Here is a 19809-nt window from a genome sequence, read left to right as displayed (position 1 = left end):
CACCCTCACGCCTGGACGGGCTGCTCGGCCCGGCGCAGGAACTCGATCGAGCGCGCGGCCACGGCGGGCGCGGCGTGGCTGTGGCGGGGCAGTTCCACCGAGACCAGGCCGCGGTAGCCGCAGTCGTCGAGCGCGCGCAGCACCGGCGGGAAGTCGATCTCCCCTTCGCCGAACTCCAGATGTTCGTGCACGCCCCGCCGCATGTCGTCGATCTGCACGTTGACCAGGTGCCCGGCGACATCCGCGACACAGGCGGGCACCGGATCGGGTTCGTTGCACCGGCAGTGTCCGATGTCCAGGGTGATGCCGAAGCCGTCCGGAGACCCGAGCGCCTCGTGCAGCGTGCGCCAGCCGGCGATCGTCTCGACGAGCATGCCGGGCTCGGGCTCGAACCCCAGCGGCACGCCCGCGCGCCGCGCGGCGTCGAGAACCTGCTCGCAGCCGTCCACCAGCCGGTTCCAGGCCGTGGCCCGATCGAGCCCGGCCGGAGGTATGCCGGACCAGAACGACACCGCCTCCGCCCCCAGGTCGGCGCCGATCGCGACCGCCCGGTGCAGGAAGTCCACCCGCCGGTGCCGGTCGTCGTCCAGCAGGGTCGGGGCGTGCTTGCGCCGCGGATCGAGCAGGTAACGCGCACCGGTCTCGACGACCACCGCCAGATCGAGGTCGCGCAGCCGGTCGGCGGCCTGCGCCACCCGCCGTCCCAGACCGTCGGCGTACGGGTCGAGGTGGCAGTGGTCGAGTGTCAGCGCCACTCCCTCGTAGCCGAGGCCGGCGATGACGTCGAGGGCGTCCGTCAGCCGGTGATTGGCGAAGCCGTTGGTGCCGTAGCCGAATCGCGTCATGTCGCTGAGATCTTTCTGACCAGGCGCCGCGCCAGCGGGACCGCCGCCGCGAGGGCGAGCGCGACGCGGGGCGCGCCGCCGCGTGCGGTGAGTGCCGCCTGGAGGGCAGGCAGGCTGACGATGCCCGCGCTGACCGCGTCACGTACGCGGCCCGCGCGGGGGTCGGCGACGGCGCGGGCCTGACAGAGCCCGAACTGCGCGGCGTACCAGGCGGCGAGGGCCGGTTGCGTGGGGCCGGCACCGCCGCGGGCGGTGACGGCGGCGAGCGCGACGGTGCCGGCCAGGGTGGCCGCGGGCAGTCGCGGGCCGGTCCCCGTAACCTCCGCCCGGGACAGCGCGGTCAGCAGGTAGGTGTGCGCGCCGATCGTGACCGCGGCGGGCAGCGCGGCCATGAGGGAGGCGCCGGACGTGGCGGAGGGGCCCGGCGTGGCGCCCAGCAGCACGTCGAGGGTGCGGCAGAGCGCCATGGTCAGGGGACCGGCGCGGGTGCCCTTGGCGGCCACGTCGTAGGTCCAGACGGAGGCGGCCAGCGGGGCGGCGATCGCCAGCGCACGCCGGCCGCCCGCGAGCCAGGCCGCGGCGAGCCCGGCGATGGTGAGCCCCACCGCGGTGCCGAGGGCCGCGCCGGCCGGCACGCGCCCCGAGGGGATGGGGCGCTCCGGGCGCTCGACCGCGTCAAGATGCCGGTCTGCCCAGTCGTTGGCGGCCATCCCCGCCCAGTACAGGCAGACCGAAGAGCAGGCCAGCCCGGCGGTGCGGCGGCCGAGCGCCCCGGTGGCCGCCGCCCCGGCGATCACGTCGCCGGGGACCGACAGCGCGGCCGGGGCGCGAACCAGGTCCAGCAGGTCGCGTGGCGCCGTCATCGCGGCGTGCTCGCCGTTCCGTACGCCTCGACGGCGGCACGCAACGCCCGCCACTGCTCGGCCAGCGCGTGCGGGACCGAGCCGAGGGGATCTTTGAAGAAGAAGGCCAGCTCGGTGAGCGGTCCCGTGCGCCCGGCCCGGTGCGCGGCCGCGGTCAGCCGCGCCAGGTCCAGGATCAACGGCGCGGCCAGGGCGGAGTCGCAGCCGTGCCAGGTGAACTCCACGCGCATGCGGGTGCCGAGGAAGCCGTCGAAGGTGACCAGGTCCCATGCGGTCTTGAAGTCGCCGAGGTCCGCCACGAAGTCGATGCGCGTGTCACCCTGCGGGACGTAGCCGAGCGTCTCGGGCAGCACGCGCTGCTTGCTGGCGGCCTTGGCCGCGTTGGCGGCGGGCTCGGCCAGGTTCGCGCCGTCGCCGCCGCCCAGCAGGTTGATCCCCGACCAGGTGCGCACCTTCAGGTTGCGCTGGGCGAACATCGGCGCGAGCACCGACTTGACCAGGGTCTCGCCGGTCTTGCCGTCGTGGCCGCCGTACGGGAGCCCCCGCTCGCGGGCAAGGGTGTCGAGGGCGGGCAGGCGGGCGCCGGTGGAAGGCGTGAAGTCGACGTACGGGCAGCCGGCGGACAGGGCCGCGTAGGCGGCCAGCGCGCTGGGCGGCAGAACCGGCTCCTGGCCCTCCAGCGCGGCCCGCAGCGCGGCGAGGTCGGCGTGCGCCGGATGCGGCGGCGGTGCCGGTTCCGTGGTCGAAACGTTGATCACGACGATCCGATCCAGGCGGTGCCTGCTGCGGAAACGGCCCAGGTCGGCGCCGATGGCGCGGGCGGTCTCGCCCTGTGTCGCGGCGACCGGCAGCGGCCGCACGTCGTGCTCGATGCCGAGCAGCACGTCCTGGACGGCCGTCGCGAGCCGTCCCGGGACGATTCCCGCCTCGGCCAGCGTGGCCGCCTTCTTCTCCAGAGGGGTCGAGACGATGTCGTGGCCGCCGAAGACCAGGTCCCCGATGCCGGGCAGGGCATCGCTGCGGAGCTCGGGTGACTCCAGGACGCATCCGGTCGGCTCGGCCAGGCCCGCCCGGATCGCCAGTGCGCCGATCATGCTGGTGACCGCGACCGATCCTCGTGCCCCGATCAGCCATAATCCGGTTTTCATTGCTTTCCTCCGCTGCTTTCCTCTCGCGATCGGTTCGCCGGGACGGCGGCACCGCCGTCCCGGCGAGATGCGCTACTCGGCGGAGAACGCGGCGTCGAAGGCGGCGGTGGGCGGGGTGATGGCGTTGAGCGTGCGGATCAGCGCCAGCGCGTCCGGCGCCCCGGCCAGCCGGTCCATGCCGGCGTCCTCCCAGTCGATGGAGATCGGACCGTCGTAACCGATCGCGTTCAGCGCCCCACGCGGGCCGGTGCCCGATGGCCTCCAGCGTGCGCACGGTGGTGTGGCAGTCGTAGGCGACCCGCCATGGTGTCGCCGGGCACCGGCAGCGCGGCCGGCGCGCGGACCGGTTCCAGGAGCGCCCTCACGCCGGCTCCCCGGCGAACGCGTACTGCGCGGCGAGCGCGTGCTCGCCGCAGCCGAGCGGGTCCTTGAAGAAGTAGCCCGGCTCGGCCGGCACGCCGAAGCGCCCCCCGCTCGTGGGCCCGCGCCACGAGCCGGGCCAGAAGCCGGGCGCTTCGGTGACGCAGCCCTGGGCGGGCGGCGGTCCCGACCGGATGGCGGCGGCGCCGACGGCTGCCGTCGTCGCCACGGCCCCTCGCGCGCCGATGAGCCAGACACCGATCTCAGCCATGGCACCTCCGAGCATTTGCTGATATTCGGTGTATAGATCGGGGGACTTCTCCTGTAAAGGCTTGATTTCGTCGAATCTGGTGGGAAGATATGCCGATGCCCGGCGAAAGAAGGGCGGAGTGGCGGCGGGCGTCAGCCCTGCACGGACTGGTCGACCGACTCCGGCGCGAGAACGTGTTCGACGATCATCATGGCCGCGCCCATGACGCCCGCGTGGACGCCCAGTTCGCTGGCCCGGATGTGGAGCCGCTGGGTGGCCAGCGGCAGCGAGCGGCCGTAGATCACCTCTCGGATCCCGGCGATCAGGTGCTCGCCCGCCTCGGCCAGGTCGCCCCCGATCACGATCTGGGCCGGGTTGAAGAAGTTGACGATCGACGCCAGCACCAGGCCGAGGTCCCTGCCGCTCTGCCGTACCAGCCGGATGGCCCAGGTGTTGCCCGCCCGCACCAGCCGGACGACGTCACGGGCGCCGGCGGCCTCCAGCCCCTCCTCGCGCAGCCGCGCCGCCAGGGCGCCGCCCCCGGCGACCGCCTCCAGGCAGCCGGTGTTGCCGCAGTGGCACACCACATCCGAGGCCGGCACACGGATGTGCCCGATGTCGCCGGCCGCGCCCCGGGCCCCCCGATGCAGGCGTCCGCCGGCGATGATGCCGCACCCGATTCCGGTGCCGACCTTGGCGAACAGGAGGTCATCGGTGGTGGGGTCCGTGGCCGAGTGCTCGCCGAGCGCCATGATGTTCACGTCGTTGTCGACCAGCACCGGAACGCCGATCCGGGAGCGGAGCCGGTCGGCCACCGGGAAGCCGTCCCAGCCCGGCATCAGGGGCGGATTCACCGGCCGGCCGCTCTCGTGCTCCACCGGACCGGGCAGGCCGACGCCGACGCCGCAGACGTCGGACATCCGATGGCCGCACTCGGCCAGCAGCTCGTCGAAGGTCTCCAGCACCCAGGTCAGGCAGACCTCCGGGCCCTGGGCGACCGCCATGTCGGCGGCGCGCTCGGCAAGGATGACCCCGCGCAGGTCGGTGACGGCCAGCCTGGCGCGCGTCACGCCGATGTCGGCGGCGAGGGCGATCCTGGCGCGGGGATTGAAGGTGAACGCGGTGGAGGGCCGGCCGCCCGAGGAGATCGCCTGGTCCGCGGGGACGATCCAGTGATGGAGGAGCAGCGCGTCGAGCCGCTGCGAGACCGTCGACCGGGCCAGGCCGGTGAGCTGGACCAGCTCCGCCCGGGTGCGGGGCTGACCGTCACGAAGGATGGAGAGCAGCGCGCCGGGCGTGTCCTGTACCAACTCCGACCTCTTTCGGTGATCAACTGGCATGCTTATGCCGTATCCTACCTGACTTATGCTTGACCGTCGTCATAGCACCGCTTTACGATCCCGAAACATGGAGGACATTAGCCGATACTCGGCTGATTACCGACGGACCGGTACAACTGCCGTCCGCCGCACCCCCCACCTCCGCAGTCATCCCGTCCCCGGCTCCGCGTCGGCAGGGAAGGGGACGAGATGCTGAACATGCGTGGCATCGGCAAGCGATTCCTGGGCGTCCAGGTGCTCACCGGAGTGGACCTCGCCGCCGGGCCGGGCGAGGTGCACGCGGTGGTGGGGGAGAACGGTGCGGGCAAGTCCACACTGATGAAGATCCTCGCCGGAGTCCACACCCCCGACGAGGGCACGATCGAGATCGACGGCCACCGCGTGGCGTTCGGCCATCCCCTGGAGGCACAACGCGCCGGCGTGGCGATCATCTATCAGGAGTTCAACCTGCTGCCCGAGCGCAGTGTGGCCGAGAACGTCTTCCTGGGCCGCGAGCCCGTACGCCGCGGCATGGTGGACCGTGCGGCCATGGACGCCGCGACCGCCCGGCTCCTCACCGAGCTGGGAGTGGACTCCTTCGGCCCCCGGCAGCCGGTCAAGCGCCTGTCGGTGGCTCAGCAGCAGGTCGTCGAGATCGTCAAGGCGCTCTCGCTCGACGCCCGGATCGTGGTGATGGACGAGCCCACGGCCGCGCTCGCCGGTCACGAGGTCGAGCTGCTGTACCGGCTGGTGCGCCGATTACAGGAGCGGGGCATCGCCGTGCTGTACATCTCCCACCGGCTGCGCGAGGTGTTCGACCTGGCCGACCGGGTGACCGTGCTGAAGGACGGCAGGCTCGTCACCACCGTCCCCACCGCCGACGTCACACCCGGCGATCTGGTCCGCCTCATGGTCGGGCGCGACCTCGGCAGCTACTTCCCGCCCCGCGCCTCCTCCACGGGCGAGACGCGGCTGCGGGTCACCGGCGCGGGCAACGACCGCCTGCATGACATCGACCTGGAGCTTCGCGCCGGTGAGATCCTCGGCGTGGCGGGCCTGCAGGGGTCGGGCCGGTCGGAGCTGGCCAAGGCCCTCTTCGGCGCGGAGCCGTTCACCAGGGGCGAGATGATGCCGGTACGCCCGCGTTCGGTCCGCGAGAGCATCCGGGCCGGGATCGGCCTGGTCACCGAGGACCGCAAGGCCGAGGGCCTGGCGTTGCGCCAGTCCGTGCGTGACAACGCCCTCCTCGTCGCCCGCGCCACCGGCCGGGGACGGAACGGCGGCGTGCGCGAGCTGCTGGAACGGGTCCGGCTTCGCCCGCCCCGGCAGGAGCAGGAGGTCCGCTACCTCTCCGGCGGCAACCAGCAGAAGGTGGTGCTGGCCAAGTGGATGACCGTCGCCCCCAAGGTGCTGCTGTTCGACGAGCCGACCCGCGGCGTCGATGTGGGCGCCAAGGCGGCCATCCACGACCTGATGCGCGAGCTGGCCGGCGAGGGCGCCGCGATCATGATGATCTCCTCCGAGCTGCCCGAGCTGATCGGCATGAGCGACCGCATCGTGGTGCTGCGCGATGGCCGCATCGCGGGCACCCTGCCCGCCGGCTCCTCCGAGGAGGCCGTGATGAGCCTGGCCACCGGCGAGGTGACCACGTGACCGCGCTCCCCGGGCACCGCGCCGGGCTGGCGGCCATCGCCGACCCGACCCGGGTGGTGTTCGTGGCCCTGGCCGTGGTGATCCTGGCCGGCTGGGGACTGGTCGCCCTGGACGGCGGCCAGTTCCTCACCCTGGAGAACATCGTCGGCGTGCAGCAGCGCTCGGCCGCGCTCGGCATAGTCGCGGTCGGCCAGACGCTGGCCATCCTGGCCGGGTCGCTCGACCTGTCGGTCGCGTACCTGATCAGCCTGACCTCGCTGGTCGCGGCGGAGATCATGGCCGGGCAGGACGCCGGGATCGTGCCCGCGGTGGCGGCGGTCGCGGGGGTCAGCGTCCTGGTCGGACTGGTCAACGGACTGGTCATCACCAAGCTGCGGGTGCACGCGTTCATCGCCACCCTGGGCGTCGCACTGATCATCAAGGGAGTCGTGGACCACCTCTACGACGGCCCCGCCGGGCGCGTGCCGGAGTCGTTCCAGCACCTCGGCTACGACCGGATCGGGCCCGTGCCGGTCTCGGCCATGCTCTGGGCCGTGGTGGCGCTCATCGCCTGGTTCCTGCTCAGCCGTACCCGCTATGGCTACCGCGTGTACGCCGTGGGCGGCGACCCCGAGGTCGCCCGGCTCTCCGGGGTCCGCACCGACCGTGTGGTGATCGTCACCCATGTGCTGTGCTCGCTGTGCGCCGGCATCGCGGGCCTGCTGCTCGCCTCGCGGCTCGGCGCCGGAGCCCCGACCGTGGGCACCGACGGAGGCTACGACCTGGAGTCCATCGCCGCCGTCGTCCTCGGCGGCACCGCGCTGGCCGGAGGCAGGGGCGGTGTCGCGGGCACGGTCGGCGGCGTGCTGCTGCTGGCCGTCCTGGACAGCGTCTTCAACCAACTGGAGGTCAACTCCTTCTTCAAGGACGTCGTGCGCGGCGTGGTCATCGTGGCCGCGGTCGCCGTCTACGCCCGGCGTACCGGGATGCTCGGAAGGAGGAGGGCGTGAGACGCGCGCTGCCGATCCTCGCGGTGCTGGCCGTGCTGCTGGCCGCCATCGCGATCGCCAACCCGTTCTTCCTCGAACCCGCCGGCTTCCTCGCCTTCGTCCGCCGCGCGGCGCCGCTGGTGATCCTCGCCGCGGGCCAGTACTTTGTGATCGTCTCCGGTGAGTTCGACCTTTCGGTCGGCTCGCTGGTCACGGTCGAGGTCGTGGTCGCCGCCCGCCTCATCGACGGGAACGAGGGCGCCACGTGGCCGGTGCTGGCCCTGCTGATCGTCATCGGGCTGCTGGTCGGCCTGGTCAACGGGGTGGTGACCACCATCCTGCGGGTGCCGTCCTTCATCACCACGCTGGGCATGATGCTCGTGCTGTCGGGCGCGGTGTTCCTGTGGACCGGCGGCGCACCGCGCGGCGCCCTGTCCGAGACCTTCCGGGTGTTCGGCAGGGAGACCGGCTGGGCCGTCCTGGTGCTGGCCGTCATGGCGGTGGCCGCCGCGCTGATCATGCGCGCCGACTTCGGCAGGACCCTGGTCGCGACCGGCGACAACGAGCGGGCCGCCGCGCTGTCGGGAGTGCGCGTCGCCCGAGCCAGGACCCTGGCCTTCGTCCTGTCCGGCCTCGCCGCCGCCGTCGCCGCGATCCTGCTCGGCGGGTTCGCCGGGGTCTCCGCCCAGGTGGGCCAAGGGCTGGAGTTCCAGGCGATCACCGCGGTCGTGCTCGGCGGCGTCGTGCTGGGCGGCGGGCGCGGCACGGTCATCGCCGCGATGGCCGGCGCCTTCACCCTGGAAGCGCTGTTCACCCTGCTCAACCTGTACGGCATCTCGGGGGCCCTGGAGTTCACCGTGCAGGGGGTCATCATCATCGCCGCCGTGGCGGCGGGAGCGCTGAGACTGCCCTTCCTCACCCCCCAGAGAGTCAAAGGAGACGCACATGCCGCGTCATAGCCCCCTCGTCCTCGCCGCGGTGGCGCTGGCACTGCTCGCCGCGGGATGCACCTCCGACAAGCCCGCGGCCACCACCGCGAGCCAGGCCCCCGACGCCCCCGCCTCGTCCGCGCAGGCCGCCGGCACCGGCGCCCAGTCCAAGTTCTTCGTCCAGGCCGACTACGACGCCCAGCTCGCCATGCGCTCGCAGGCGCCGCAGGGCCCCGCGGACAAGCCCTGGGAGCAGGCCATCGCGCCGCAGATGGTCTCCACCGCCGACCACAAGAAGGAGGGCCCGTACGAGATCTGCTTCTCCAACGCCGCGGTCAACAACCCATGGCGCCAGGTCGGCTGGAAGACCATGCAGGCCGAGGTCGCCCTGCACAAGGAGATCGCCGAGTTCACCGCGCTCGACGCCGAGGGGAAGGACGACAAGCAGATCTCCGACATCGCCGAGCTGCAGGCCAAGGGCTGTGACGCGCTGATCATCTCGCCGAACACCACCGCCACGCTCACCCCGGCCGTGAAGGGCGCCTGCGCCGAGGTTCCGGTCATCGTCTTCGACCGCGGCGTGGAGACCGACTGCCCGGTGACCTTCATCAAGCCGATCGGCGGCTACGCCTTCGGCGCCGACGCGGCGGAGTTCCTGGTGCAGAAGGTGCCCGCGGGCGGCAAGATCCTCGCGCTGCGGATCAGCCCCGGCGTGGACGTGCTGGAGACCCGCTGGTCGGCCGCGAAGGTGGCCTTCGACGCCAGTGACCTGGAGGTCGTCGGCGTGGAGTTCACCGACGGCGACGCCGCCAAGAGCAAGAGCATCGTCAGTGACTACATCCAGCGTCATGGCAAGATCGATGGCGTGTGGATGGACTCGGGCGCCACCTCGGTGGCCGTCGCCGAGGCGTTCGAGGACGCCGGGCTGCCGGTGCCGCCGATGACCGGAGAGGACCAGCAGGACTTCCTGCGCAAGTGGAAGGACGACGGCCTGACCGCGATCGCCCCGACCTACCCCACCTACCAGTGGCGCACCCCGATCATCGCCGCCCTGAAGATCCTCAAGGGCGAGGAGGTGCCGAAGGTGTGGAACCTGCCCCAGCCGAAGATCACCCAGGAGAACCTGGACACCTACCTCCAGCCCAACATGCCGCCGCTGCACTACGCCCTGTGCGGCTGCGAGAGCCTGCCCGGCTTCCCCGAGAACTGGGGCGGGAAGAAGGAATGAGCGGCTTCCGCGTCGGAGTGAACACCTGGGTGTGGACCTCGCCGCTCACCGACGGCGACCTCGCCCGCCTCGTTCCCCGGGTCGCCGGGTGGGGGTTCGACGTCATCGAGCTGCCGATCGAGCAGCCCGGCGACTGGGACCCCCACCGGGCGGCGGGCCTGCTGGCCCGGCACGGTCTGGCGGCCTCGGTGGTGCTGGTCATGCCACCGGGCCGGGAACTCGTGGCCGCGCCCGACGGCACCGTCAAGGAGACCCAGGACTACCTGCGGCACTGCGTGGACGCGGCGGTCGCCGTGGGCTCGCCGGTGATCGGCGGCCCCGCGTACGCCTCGGTGGGGCGGACCTGGCGCATGTCCGCCGAGGAGCGGCGCGCGGCGTACGCCGAGTTGCGGCGCAACCTGCGGCCGGTCGCCGAGTACGCCGCCGAGCGCGGCGTGCGGATCGCGGTGGAGCCGCTCAACCGTTACGAGACCAGCCTCATCAACACCGTCGAGCAGGCGCTCGACGCCCTGCCCGAGGGCTGCGACCTGGCCCTGGACGTCTACCACCTGAACATCGAGGAGAAGGACCCCGCCCAGGCCGTACGCGCGGCAGCGGGGCGGGTCGCCCACGTGCAGGTCTGCGGGACCGACCGCGGCACCCCCGGCGAGGACCGGTTCGACTGGCCCGGCTTCACCGCCGCCCTGCGCGAAACCGGCTACGCCGGACCCCTCGTCATCGAGTCGTTCACCGCCCACAACCAGTCGATCGCGACCGCGGCCTCCATCTGGCGGCCCCTGGCCCCCACCCAGGACGACCTCGCCACACGCGGGCTGGCGTTCCTCCGCACACTCTGACTTCCCTCACCTGCTTCACACCCTCACGGTGAACCCTGTTCAACCGCCCCACACCCACAGGCGGGAACGCCGCCGGGCAACGACCATGATCCGGGTGACCTGGCACGACACCCGCCGATCCCTGGGATCTCGGCCCGCTTCCCGCCTGTGAGCAGGCGGGATGAGGGTGAAAAAGGTTCGGTCACAGCGTCCACAGCTCCCACATCTGTCCCACGTCACATACTCCGCACCCCCCACATTCGCCTGGAGATGCGACATGCGCCGATTGTTGGCTGCCCTGATCCTCCCGATCCTGATACTCACCTCACTGGTCGGCACCGCACGAGCCGGCACCGCCCACCATGAGCCCTTCCGGGCCCTGCTGTTCACCAAGGCCGTCGGGTACGTACACGGCTCGATCCCCGCGGGCATCCAGATGATGAAGGACCTGGCGGCCGAGCACGGGTTCGAAGTCGTGCAGACCGCCGACTCCGCCGCCTTCGAGGATGCCAACCTCGCCGGGTTCGACGTGCTGATCATGCTGCAGAACTCCGGCATGGTCTGGGAGAACGACGCCCAGCGCCAGGCCGTGCAGAAGTTCGTGCGCTCCGGCAAGGGCGTCGTGGCCGTCCACAACGCCCTGGACATGGGCATCGAGAACGAGTTCCCCTGGTGGGACGACCTCGTCAACGGCGGCGCCCACATGCCGGCCCACTCCCCCGGCGTGCTTCAGGGCACGGCCAAGGTCGTCGACCGCGTCCACCCGTCCACCAAGAACCTCCCGCTGCGCTGGCAGCGCCCGGAGGAGTGGTACAACTTCTCGCCCAACCCCCGCGGCAACGTGCACGTCCTGGTGACCGCGGACGAGACGACCTACAACCCCGGCAGCGCCGCCATGGGGCCCGACCACCCGATCTCCTGGTGCCGCAACGCCGAGGGCGGCAAGGTCTGGGCCACCGCCATGGGCCACGACACCGCCGCCTACGCCGAGCCGCTGTTCCGCGAGCACGTGCTCGGCGGCATCGCCTGGGCCGCGGGCGTCGAGGAAGGCGACTGCGGCGGCACCGTCCACAGCAGCTTCGAGAAGATCACGCTGGACGACAACACCGCCGACCCCATGGAACTGGACGTCGCCGCCGACGGCCGCGTCTTCTACATCCAGCGGCGCGGTGAGATCAAGATCTTCAAGCCCGACACGCACACCACCGTCACCGCCGCCACCCTGAACGTCTACAACGGCGGCGAGGACGGCCTGGTCGGCATGGAACTCGACCCCGACTTCGCCGACAACGGCTGGATCTACGTCTACTGGTCCCCGGCCGACAGCTCACAGGACGTCAACCGGCTCTCCCGCTTCACCGTGAGCGGAGACGCCATCGACCTCGCCACCGAGAAGAAGATCCTTGAGGTGCCCGCCTACCGGTCCAGGACCTTCCCCGAGCCCGGCCACACCGGCGGCGCGGTGGAGTTCGGCCCTGACGGCACGCTCTACCTGAGCACCGGCGACGACGTGCCGCCGAACCTCTCGCCGGACTGGCAGGGCTACGCCCCGATCGACTGGCGGCCCGGCCAGGAGATGCTGGACGCCGCCCGCACCGCCGGCAACACCAACGACCTGCGCGGCAAGATCCTGCGGATCAAGCCCAAGGCCGACGGCGGATACGACATCCCCGACGGCAACCTGTTCCCGCCGGGCACGGCCAAGACCAAGCCCGAGATCTTCGCCATGGGCTTCCGCAACCCGTTCCGGTTCACGGTGGACCAGAAGACCGGGTACGTGCACGTGGCCGACTACGGCCCCGACCGCGGCGGCCCCACCACCGACCGCGGGCCGGAGGGACTGGTCGAGTACAACGTCATCCGCGAGGCCGGGAACTTCGGCTGGCCGTTCTGCCACGGCGACAACCAGGCGTACGCGCCGTACAACCCGGACACCAAGGTCGTGGGGCCCAAGTTCGACTGCGCCAACCCCGTCAACGACTCGCCGAACAACACCGGCCTGACCGAGCTGCCGCCGATCCAGGCGCCCGTCATGTGGTACGGCTACGGCACCTCGCCGGTCTTCCCCGAACTCGGCTCCGGCGGCGCCGCCCCGATGATGGGCCCGGTCTACCGCTACGACGCCGCCAACCCGTCCACCACCAAGTTCCCCGCCTACTTCGACGGCGTCGGATTCTTCTACGAGTGGGCACGGAACCACATCAAGGAGATCCACCGCGATGACGACGACAAGGTCCTGAAGATCAACGATTTCCTGGCCAAGACGTCCTTCGTCAAGCCGATGGACATGACCTTCGGCCCCGACGGCTCGATGTACCTGCTGGAGTGGGGCAGCTCCTTCGGCGGCGGGAACAACGACTCGGGCCTGTACCGGATCGACTACTCGGCAGGCGCCCGCACCCCGGTCGCCAGAGCAGCCGCCTCGCGAACCAACGGCCCCGCGCCGCTCACGGTGGACTTCGACAGCGCCGGCAGCTACGACCCCGATGGCGACCCGATCACCTTCGCCTGGGACTTCGACGGCGACGGGACCTTCGACTCCGGCCAGCCCAAGGCCACCCACGTCTACCAGCAGGCCGGGCGGTTCACCGCCCAGCTCAAGGTGACCGACTCCACGGGCAAGGAGGGCTTCGCCAACATCGAGGTGACGGCGGGCAACACCGCGCCCACGGTCACCCTGGACACGCCGGTCAACGGCACCCTGATCGAGTTCGGCACCGACGTGCCGTACAAGGTGACCGTGACCGACCCCGAAGACGGCACCATCGACTGCGAGAAGGTGTTCGTCAACCCGGCCCTGGGCCACGACGACCACGAACACGAGACCACCGAGATCCCCGGCTGCCAGGGCACCATCTCCACCAGCGACCTCGGGGGACACCCGGCGGGCGCCAACCTCTACTACGTCATCAACGCCCACTACACCGACCAGGGCGACAACCCGCTCACCGGCTACGCCAAGGTGGTGCTGCAGCCGAAGCGCAAGCAGGCGGAGTACTTCACCTCGATGTCCGGCGTGCGGGTGATCGACCAGAGCGGCGCCGAGAGCGGCAAGCGCATCGGCGACATCAGCAACAACGACTGGATCGCCTTCACGCCGATGGACCTCAACGGCATCGACTCGGTGGCCTACCGCCTGTCCTCCCCGTCGGGCGGCGGCTCGATCGAGCTGCGCGCCGACTCCCCGGCGGGAACCCTGCTCGCCACCACGGCGGTGCCGGCCACCGGCGGCTGGGACACCTACCAGATGACCCCGTCGGTGCCGGTGCGCTCCGACGTGCGCACCCGGACGCTGTACGTCGTGTTCAAGAACAGCGCCAACAACGCCTTCGACCTGGACGCCGTCCAGTTCGCCGGCGAGGGTGCCGGCGGCGGCCCCGAGCCCGGCGTCTATACGCTCACCGCGCAGCACAGCGGCAAGAACGTCGCCGTCAAGGACGCCTCCACGGCCGACGACGCGCTCATCGTGCAGATGGGCGCGAACGGCGGCCCCGAGCAGCAGTGGCAGGCGATCCCGCTGAGCGGGGGCGGCTACCAGTTCAAGAACGTCAAGAGCGGCAAGTGCCTGGACGTGCCCGGCGGCTCCACCACGCCCGGCACCCAGCTCGTCCAGTGGACCTGCCACCCCGACGGTCAGGCCCACCAGGTCCACCAGAGGTTCCACCCGGTCGCGTCCGGGGAGACGTACAAGATCACCTCGGCGGTCAGCGGCCTGTGCCTGGACGTCAACGGCGTCTCCCAGGCCGACGGCGCCGCGGTGATCCAGTGGAACTGCACCGAGTCCGACAACCAGCGCTTCCGCCTCACCACCGCCCAGGCCGACAGGACCGCGCCGGTGACCACGGTCAAGGTGGCCGACCCCAACGGCGAGGACGGCTGGTACACCACCGGCCCCGTCGAGGTCACCCTGACCGCGACCGACGACGACTCCGGCGTGGCCGCGACGGAGTACCGCCTTGACGAGGGCGCCTGGACCACCTACACCGAGCCGGTCCTGGTCAGCGGTGACGGCAGCCGCAAGCTGGAGTACCGCTCCCGCGACGGGGCCGGCAACGTGGAGGAGCCCGGTTCGCGCACGCTCAAGCTCGACACCCTTGCGCCGCAGACCACCGCCGAGTTCGCCGCCCCCAACGACGCGGGCTGGAACAACGGCGACGTCCCGGTGCGCCTCACCGCGCAGGACGCCACCTCCGGGGTCGCCCGGGTGGAGTACTCCCTGGACCAGGCGGAGTGGAAGCCGTACTCCGGCGAGCCGGTGATCGTCAGCGGTGACGGCTCGCACGAGCTGCGCTACCGCGCCCGCGACGCCGCCGGTTCGACCGAGCAGGAGAAGGCGGCCGTCCTCAAGATCGACGGCACCCGCCCCACCCTGATGGTCTCGGGCGTGTCCGACGGCGAGACCTACGGCGACGCGCAGGACCTGCGCATCACCTGGGAGGCCGTGGACGTCACCTCCGGTGTGAAGACCACCTCGGGCACGCTGGAAGGCTCCCAGTTGCAGCCCGACACGGTCGTGCCGCTGTTCACCCGCCCGCTGGCGCAGCAGACGGTGTCGGTGACCGCGGGCGACAACGCCGGCAACAGCGTGACCACGAACGTCAGGTTCACGGTCACCACCTCACTGCGGGACATGCAGAACCTGCTGGACCGCTTCCGCGCCACCGGCTGGCTGTCGCTGAACGTTCACACGAACCTCACCAAGGAGCTGACCAAGGCGCGGACGGCGGAGGCGAAGGGCAACGACGCCAAGGCACTGCGCCACCTCCGGGCTTTCAAGGCCCTGGCCGCCGACCAGACACTGGTCCCGCGCGCCGACGTCAGGCAGGTCCTCACCCGCGACGCCGACAAGATGATCGGAGTGATCGGCTGACACCTCACCGAAACGGGCCCGCGGTGCCGGCGCACGCCCCGGCACCGCGGCTCGATTCGCGGTGAAGTCGATGACCGGACGGAACGTTGCGCACCGATGAGTGCGGAGCCGAACGCGACCGCGATCAGCTCGACGGTGTTGGCGCCGGCAGCGGCCTTACCGGCTTCGGTCGTGTCCGCTGAGCCGCCCATCGCGGCGACCAGAAGGTGCGGGAAGGCGATCCCGATGCCCGTGCCTGCGAGGTCAGCCCGGCGAGCCACACGGCGACCGTGACCGGGCCGGTCGGCCGTCCTGGCCGGGGCAATGGCCCCGCTTGTGCCATGCGGGCCGGCAAGTTCCGGGCGACGCCCCGAGCCGACCGAAGTGGCGGCGATCGCCGCTCGGCACTAAGGCGGTGACTCATTTGGTGAGTCGGCGGTAGCAGATGAGAGCGGCGAAGGCGACGAAGGACGCGAAGGTGGTCGGCCCGGCGCTCGTACCGCCGGTGTGAGCGGCGGCAGCCGGTCAGCCAGGAGGACGGTTCTCGCCATCGCCCAGCGGTGGCGTCCCAGCCGCCGGCTGGACTCGATCCCGGACGCGCGATACGCGGGACAATGCCCCGGCCGCGTAGGAAGGTCCGCAGGTGGGGATGGTCGCAGCCCTTGTCCGCCGAAACCGCGACCACCGACGAACCCGAAGACCCGGACATGATCCGGCCGACCCAACGAGATCCGCCGGCTCATCAACGCCTTCCTGATCCGGCCCCCCGCAGCATCGCCTACCATCTGCGCTGGTCACACTGGCGACGCCACCACCAGGCACGAGCGAAACGAGCACACTACACCCACCGTCTCAGCCTCGGACTCCAGCCATAATCACGAACCGCGGCTCTCGTACCAACGACGATGCTGTTTTGCCAATTGGCAACTTGGTTTGACGCTCTGCTGAGGTGAGCGGTTAGTGTCGAATCATGATCGAAGAACGTGTGGAAGTGGACTATGAGGCGTGGCGGCGTGGCCGCTGGGACGAGATCGCCGGACATCTCGGAAAGGCCGGGGTGGTCCAGCTCGCGACGATCACCGAGTCGGCTCAGACGGTCGAGGGCGTGCCCGGACGGTGGGACGCGAGCGGCTCGGACGGGCTGAAGTTGACCGCGGCCGGTGCGGACGGGGTATCGCTGGACGGCCGTCCGGTGAATGGCACAGTCACGTTGACCGGGGGCAGCAGTCTGCGGTTGTCGGATGAGCGCACCGTGGCCATCTCCGGGGGCGAGGGGATCTACGGGCTGACCGTATGGGACCCCGCCGTCCCCTCGCTGGCGCGGTTGCGGGAGATCGCGGTGTTCCCGGTGGATCCGACATATGTGGTCGATGCGGAGTACCGGAGGACGCCGGGACGGGAAGTGGAGATCGAGCGACTGACCGATCCGCCCACCAAGCACATTCTCCCGGCACCCGCCGATCTGGTGTTCGACCTGGCGGGGCAGCAGCATTCTCTGACGGTGATCGAGACGTTCCCCGGCAACCCGCTGGTGGTGTTCACCGATTCCACCAGTGGAGCTGAGACACCGGGCATCGGCAGATGGGTGGTGTTACCGCCAGTGGAGGGCGACACCGTCCGGGTCGATTTCAACCAGGCCGTGCTCCCCCTGCACGTCTTCTCCCGCGCTTTTCCGTGCCCGCTGGCGCCGGAGGGCAACCACTTGCCCGTGCCCGTACCGGCGGGTGAGCGCGCACCTGTTTACGACGAATCCGAAGGAATAAGGCAGGCCATGAGCACCGATATCAAAGACGCCGCTATCCGCTACCTGCGACGGCTGGAAGCAGGTGACTACGCCGGGATGCGCGCGCTGTGCACGGACACCGCGACCGTCTGGCACAACGACGGCAAGGGACAGCAGACCATCGACGAGAACCTCGCGATGCTCAAGGACGGTCCTGCGGCGGAGGTGTCGCTGCGGTACGACATTATCCGCCAGTTCACCGAAGCGGACGAGGTACTCCAGCAGCACGTCCTGCGTATCACCAACGCCGACGGGCCCGTCGGCGAAGTGCAGGCGGCGATGTACTTCCGCTTCAAGGACGGACTGATTGACCGGATCGAGGAGTACGCCAACTTCATCCCCGCCGTCGGCTGACGCCGGGATGGAAGTGGTGATGGCGGGTGGCGTGGCCGGTGGAATGTCAGCAACCACCGCCTGCGCAGACTCGACGAGAAGGCCGAGATCGTCGTGCTCGAGAAAGGCGAGTACGTTTCGTTCGCCAACTGTTGGCTGCCCTACTACATCGGCGGCGTGATCGGTGAACGGTCGGCGCTGCTGCCGCAGAGTCCGGACGGGCTGAGGGAGAGGTTCGCGCTCGACGTGCGAGCGGGCCAGGAGGTACTGGCGATCGACCGAACCCAGCCGCCCTCCGGCCCCACCACGGTCCCGCTCGGGGTCGCGCAGTTCCCCGGCGACCTGCCCTCGGTACGCGCCTTCGCCGAGCACGCCCACTCGAACATCCTCACCTGGAACCGCTACGACCGCGGGCGGTCACTACGCCTCCCACGAGCGCCCGACCTGCTGGTGGCGGACATCCGCGGGTTCTTCGCCAAGGTGGTTCACGACCGGCTCGCGTCCGGGGGCGGCGAACGTACGCTCAAGATGTGATCATCCCGGTTCGCGGCGTAAGGCGCGGCCTCGCGCCGTACGCCGCGCGGCGGCCGGAAGGGGCGGTGCTGTCACTCGGGCAGCGCGGCCGGGTTGCGGGCCAGCAGGCCGCCGTCCACGCGATGCTCCGCGCCGGTGATGAAGGACGCGCGGGGCCCGGCGAGGAAGGCGACCAGCTCGGCCACCTCCTCCGGCCGGGCGACGCGCCCGAGGGGGTGGGCGCGTCCCCACTCGGCCACCTGCTCGCCGGCCGGCCGGTCGCCGCGGAACAGGTCGGCGGCCCAGCGCAGCATCGGCGTGTCCACCGAACCCGGGCAGACGACGTTTACCCTGATGCCGTCGGGGGCGTGGTCGAGCGCCATCGCGCGGGTGAGCCCGTTGAGCGCCGCCTTGCTCGCCGTGTAGGCCGCGACCCGGGTTTGCGAGGCGAACGCCTGCACCGAGGAGAGCACCACGATCGCGCCGCCGCCTCTGGCCCGAAGGTGCGGGATGGCGGCCTGGCAGGTCAGGTACACGCCCTTGAGGTTGATGTCGAGCACTTCGTCCCAGGTCTCCTCCGGGGTGTCCGCCACGGTGCCGTAACGCTGCACCCCGGCGCAGGTGACCACCACGTCCAGCCCGCCGTGCATGGAGACGGCCAGCTCGGCCAGGGCGCGCATCTGGGCCCCGTCGCGCACGTCGGCCTCCACACCGGTCACCCGCTCACGCTCGTCCGGGCGCACAACGCCCTCTCCCACCCCGCAGTAGACGACGCGGGCCCCGGCGTCGGCCAGGCGATCCACCACCGCACGCCCGATGCCCATCGAGCCACCCGTGACCAGGGCCACCTTGCCCTCGAACTCCCCCCTGCCCGCGAACTCGCCGTGCTGCCACCCGCTCACCTGACCACCTTCCCGCACAGGGCTCTCGGCGCCCGCGTCTCGTACGGCTCCGATTCCACCAGGGCCGCTCTCGCGGTCGTGCCCCGGCGGCTCGCCGCCATCACCACCCACCGTCTGGAGGCCCCAGCGACAGCAGGGTGCGGGCATGCGCGGCGAGGGTGTCGTCGGCGTGCGGCGTGAGGTCCCGCTGGTAGTCGTGGATCACGCGCTCGCGCGAAAAGGCCAGGTGCCGCAGGACACCGGTCAGCCGGCGCGGCGCCGTACCCCACTCGGCCAGCGCGCCCACCGCCGCCGGGATCCCCTCCGCGTCGTCCTCGATCGCGCTGGAGACGATCCGTACCGCCGGCCCGCGCTCCCCGTACGGCCCGGACCACGCCGGGGTCAGCGGTGCCGACGCCGAGCGCGGGCCTGGCCATCAGGTACAGCAGGCCCTGCCGCTCACAGGCGTCCGACGCCGCCGGGAGCATGGCGGCCAGCACGGCCACGACCTCCGCCTCACGCCCCCGCCACATCTGGTGGACCCACCGGATCCGCATTCCGATCTCCGTGCCAGGACGGCCCCGCGCGGCCAGCCGGAGCGCCATGGTCAACGCTGCGTCGGGGTCGCCGAAGGCCAGTTCGCCGAGAGTGTCCATCTCGGCGTCGCCTTCCTCCGTCTCGCCCATAGGGAGATCATGGCCCAACCGGGCGGGCGGCGGACACGGGGCGCGGAAATGTCGGCCGGAATGGGCAGAATCGGCGGCATGGATCTCGGTGTGAACGGCGCCCCGCGATCCGGGGGCGGGCGACGAGGTGCCCGGCCGGTCTCGCCACGACCGGCCGCCTGATGCGACGCGACCCGCACGTACGTCCCCATCCTCGCGCACCTTGCCGGGAGGCGCCAGCTTCCGCGGGCCGACCTCGCGCCCGCCCCGCGTCATCGCCTCGCACGGCCCCGGACCCCCGCGCCGTCCGCGCCGCCTGTACGCCGAACGCTGCTGGGAGCGGGTGGTGGAGATGCACCAGCCCCTGGTACGCGAGATCGCCCGCCGCTACCGCTACCGGGGCGAGC

The 19809-nt window shown here is 71.2% G+C and carries 15 protein-coding genes and 3 pseudogenes; 9 read left to right on the top strand and 9 right to left on the bottom strand.

Annotated elements, in window-relative coordinates:
- Positions 1 to 5: 5 nt before the first annotated feature.
- From HNP84_RS33945 to HNP84_RS33920, 6 genes and pseudogenes are all read right to left on the bottom strand, one after another.
- Positions 6 to 845 carry a sugar phosphate isomerase/epimerase family protein gene (locus HNP84_RS33945; RefSeq protein WP_185054150.1) on the bottom strand — a complete coding sequence of 280 codons (840 nt, stop codon included), beginning with the start codon at positions 843 to 845 and terminating at the stop codon, positions 6 to 8.
- Positions 842 to 1708: an SCO3242 family prenyltransferase gene (locus tag HNP84_RS33940; RefSeq protein WP_185054149.1), complete on the bottom strand. Its 867-nt coding sequence runs from the start codon at positions 1706 to 1708 to the stop codon at positions 842 to 844. Before HNP84_RS33940 ends, HNP84_RS33945 begins: the two co-directional genes overlap by 4 nt.
- A complete protein-coding gene (locus HNP84_RS33935; RefSeq protein WP_185054148.1) occupies positions 1705 to 2856 on the bottom strand; it encodes an inositol-3-phosphate synthase in 1152 nt (383 codons plus the stop codon). The genes HNP84_RS33940 and HNP84_RS33935 overlap by 4 nt, the downstream gene beginning before the upstream one ends.
- Positions 2857 to 2928: 72 nt before the next feature.
- Positions 2929 to 3087 (bottom strand): annotated as a pseudogene (locus tag HNP84_RS33930) (sugar phosphate isomerase/epimerase); the annotation flags it as partial.
- A gap of 130 nt (positions 3088 to 3217) precedes the next feature.
- Positions 3218 to 3487 (bottom strand): hypothetical protein, encoded by a 270-nt coding sequence (locus HNP84_RS33925; protein ID WP_185054380.1) that lies wholly within the window; start codon positions 3485 to 3487, stop codon positions 3218 to 3220.
- 131 nt (positions 3488 to 3618) lie between these two features.
- Positions 3619 to 4776, bottom strand: a complete 1158-nt coding sequence (locus tag HNP84_RS33920; RefSeq protein WP_246519086.1) for an ROK family transcriptional regulator — start codon at positions 4774 to 4776, stop codon at positions 3619 to 3621.
- 219 nt (positions 4777 to 4995) lie between these two features.
- Here HNP84_RS33920 and HNP84_RS33915 point away from each other — a divergent pair, with 219 nt between their 5' ends.
- From HNP84_RS33915 to HNP84_RS33890, 6 genes are all read left to right on the top strand, one after another.
- Positions 4996 to 6438, top strand: a complete 1443-nt coding sequence (locus HNP84_RS33915; RefSeq protein ID WP_185054146.1) for a sugar ABC transporter ATP-binding protein — start codon at positions 4996 to 4998, stop codon at positions 6436 to 6438.
- A complete protein-coding gene (locus tag HNP84_RS33910; RefSeq protein WP_185054145.1) occupies positions 6435 to 7427 on the top strand; it encodes an ABC transporter permease in 993 nt (330 codons plus the stop codon). The genes HNP84_RS33915 and HNP84_RS33910 overlap by 4 nt, the downstream gene beginning before the upstream one ends.
- Positions 7424 to 8365, top strand: coding sequence for an ABC transporter permease (locus HNP84_RS33905; protein ID WP_185054144.1), 942 nt, complete (start codon positions 7424 to 7426; stop codon positions 8363 to 8365). Before HNP84_RS33910 ends, HNP84_RS33905 begins: the two co-directional genes overlap by 4 nt.
- Positions 8352 to 9563, top strand: a complete 1212-nt coding sequence (locus tag HNP84_RS33900) for an ABC transporter substrate-binding protein (RefSeq protein ID WP_185054143.1) — start codon at positions 8352 to 8354, stop codon at positions 9561 to 9563. The genes HNP84_RS33905 and HNP84_RS33900 overlap by 14 nt, the downstream gene beginning before the upstream one ends.
- Positions 9560 to 10399, top strand: coding sequence for a sugar phosphate isomerase/epimerase family protein (locus HNP84_RS33895; RefSeq protein ID WP_185054142.1), 840 nt, complete (start codon positions 9560 to 9562; stop codon positions 10397 to 10399). Before HNP84_RS33900 ends, HNP84_RS33895 begins: the two co-directional genes overlap by 4 nt.
- A 256-nt stretch (positions 10400 to 10655) precedes the next feature.
- Complete coding sequence (locus HNP84_RS33890) at positions 10656 to 15248, top strand: ThuA domain-containing protein (protein ID WP_185054141.1); 4593 nt, start codon at positions 10656 to 10658, stop codon at positions 15246 to 15248.
- A 399-nt stretch (positions 15249 to 15647) separates the two neighbouring features.
- On the opposite strand, the pseudogene HNP84_RS56875 reads toward HNP84_RS33890, so the two are convergent.
- Positions 15648 to 15897, bottom strand: a pseudogene (locus HNP84_RS56875) (IS5/IS1182 family transposase); the annotation flags it as partial.
- A 300-nt stretch (positions 15898 to 16197) separates the two neighbouring features.
- On the opposite strand from HNP84_RS56875, the gene HNP84_RS33885 reads away from it, so the two are divergent.
- Both HNP84_RS33885 and HNP84_RS33880 read left to right on the top strand, forming a co-directional pair.
- Positions 16198 to 17364: a DUF1684 domain-containing protein gene (locus HNP84_RS33885; RefSeq protein WP_185054140.1), complete on the top strand. Its 1167-nt coding sequence runs from the start codon at positions 16198 to 16200 to the stop codon at positions 17362 to 17364.
- 93 nt (positions 17365 to 17457) lie between these two features.
- Positions 17458 to 17877 (top strand): hypothetical protein, encoded by a 420-nt coding sequence (locus HNP84_RS33880; protein WP_185054139.1) that lies wholly within the window; start codon positions 17458 to 17460, stop codon positions 17875 to 17877.
- 71 nt (positions 17878 to 17948) lie between these two features.
- On the opposite strand, the gene HNP84_RS33875 is transcribed toward HNP84_RS33880, so the two are convergent.
- Positions 17949 to 18758, bottom strand: a complete 810-nt coding sequence (locus tag HNP84_RS33875; protein ID WP_312926394.1) for an SDR family NAD(P)-dependent oxidoreductase — start codon at positions 18756 to 18758, stop codon at positions 17949 to 17951.
- A gap of 100 nt (positions 18759 to 18858) precedes the next feature.
- Positions 18859 to 19044, bottom strand: coding sequence for a hypothetical protein (locus HNP84_RS33870; RefSeq protein WP_185054137.1), 186 nt, complete (start codon positions 19042 to 19044; stop codon positions 18859 to 18861).
- 581 nt (positions 19045 to 19625) lie between these two features.
- On the opposite strand from HNP84_RS33870, the pseudogene HNP84_RS53830 reads away from it, so the two are divergent.
- Positions 19626 to 19809, top strand: a pseudogene (locus HNP84_RS53830) (hypothetical protein); the annotation flags it as partial.

The organism is Thermocatellispora tengchongensis (assembly GCF_014202315.1).
Classification (GTDB): Bacteria; Actinomycetota; Actinomycetes; order Streptosporangiales; family Streptosporangiaceae; genus Thermocatellispora; species Thermocatellispora tengchongensis.
This window is presented reverse-complemented; position numbering and strand designations above follow the sequence as displayed.